1 protein-coding gene is annotated in these 1,697 nt (G+C 67.6%); it reads right to left on the reverse strand.

Annotated features, from left to right (window positions below):
- Positions 1-169: 169 nt before the first annotated feature.
- Positions 170-1,576 carry an IS1380 family transposase gene (locus MELE44368_RS22790; protein ID WP_128110568.1) on the reverse strand — a complete coding sequence of 469 codons (1,407 nt, stop codon included), beginning with the start codon at positions 1,574-1,576 and terminating at the stop codon, positions 170-172.
- Between the last annotated feature and the right edge of the window lie 121 nt (positions 1,577-1,697).

Below are 1,697 nucleotides of genomic sequence, written 5' to 3' on the forward strand. Positions count from 1 at the left end.
CCTCGATTTTTCATCGGACTTGATGTCGGCTCAGTTTGATGGTGAATTGTGCTGTTGGGTGGTGGTTTCGGCGTGGTGGCGTGGTTGATCGGTCCCGTGTCGCCGGGTGGGGCGGGCTTTCCTTGGGGCCGTTGGTCTTTCATCGTTGGTGGGACGTGGGTCCGAGTGGCTAGCTGAAGGCCGAGCGGATGCGTTGCCAGGCAGCGGCGATGGGGGTGGCCCATCGCCAGGTGGCATCGAGGCGCAGGCGAAGTTGGCGGGCGCCGCGGGTGATGCGTGCGGCGACGTGCAGGACTCGGTAGCGGAACGTGGTGATCTCGGCGCGGGCCAGCGCGGGTTGGTCACCGAAGCCGATCAGGCGGGTCCAGGTGACCAGGTCAGCGGCGGCCAGCACGATTTCCAGCCAGGCGGCGTTGGCCCAGAACGAGTGGCACGGCAGGTTGCGTAGCCCGGTGGCTTTGAGTTCACGGATGCGGTCTTCGACGCGGGCGTGCTGGCGGTGGCGTAGTTCCAGACCGGCGAGTTGCCCGGGCACGGCACCGGGTTCGGTGTCGGTGATGAACGCGGTGACCCGCATGCCCTCGGCGTCGGTGAACCGCAACTGCGCTCCGGGGTGGGGCCGTTCCTTGCGCAGGATCAGCCGGGTTCGGGCGGGCCAGTTGTCCAGGTTGACCAGGTCGGTGGCCTCAGCAACCCAGGCCCCGTCACGAATACCGCCGTCGGCCTCGATCGCCGGGTACCAGCCATCGCCGAGGTTGAGGGTGTCCACCGCGTCCTGCACCCGCACATCGACCGGGTAGCCGAACGAGAACCCGACCCCGGCGGCCCGGCACGCTTGGGCGAACCGGTGGGTGGCTCCGGCGGTGTCGCTGCGGATCAGCACGCGCGGCTTGTCCGGGTCTGCGGGGTTGTCGGGGTCAGGCCGCCACCGAACCGGAAGCGATGCCAGTGCTCGACCCAGCACGATGATGTGGTCGGATGCGGTGTTGGAGCCGGCGTTGCCGTTGCGCAGCATCCCGGCCAGCGCTTCTCCACCGGAGATCTCGGGGCGGTCCACAAACGCCAGCAGCGGGTGGTAGCCGAACGTCTTCTTCCAGGTCGACGCGGCGCCCTGCTTGTTGTCGGAGTGATCGCACACCAGGGTCGCATCGACATCGATGGACAGCCAACCGTGCAGGGCCGGGCCCGCGCCGGCCTCCCACGCCGCTGCCCGCGCTTTGGCTCGCGCCGCCCATATCGCCGGCAGGTGCGCGGCGTCGATGCGCTCATCGACCAGCCGCCACATCGTGGTCGTCGAGGCCTTCGCGCCGAAGACGTGCTCACGATCGGCGCACAGCTGCCCGACCCCGTCGATGCAGTCCGCGCCGTCAGCGACCGCGGCGGCCAGATCGGCGAACACCTCGCCGGGCGCGTACACCCACGGGCCCCGGTAGGTGTCCGCCAACGCGGCCGTGACCTGCCCTGATAGGCCGGTACGATCGGCCAGTTCGCGCAGCATGCCCATCCCGGCATGCGACACGACACCCTGGCCGTCAGCAGACACTTTCACCCGCGATCCGCCCGCGATATCCTTCACCTGCGAAGTGCCTTCCCGTAGGATCGTTGAACCGTAGAGAAGTCCAATTATCCCTTGCAGGACAGGCACTTTCGCTTATCTACACACCACCAAACACAAGTTTCCGTGAAAAATCCGGGCT

The organism is Mycolicibacterium elephantis DSM 44368 (genome assembly GCF_004014805.1).
GTDB classification, from domain to species: Bacteria; Actinomycetota; Actinomycetes; order Mycobacteriales; family Mycobacteriaceae; genus Mycobacterium; species Mycobacterium elephantis.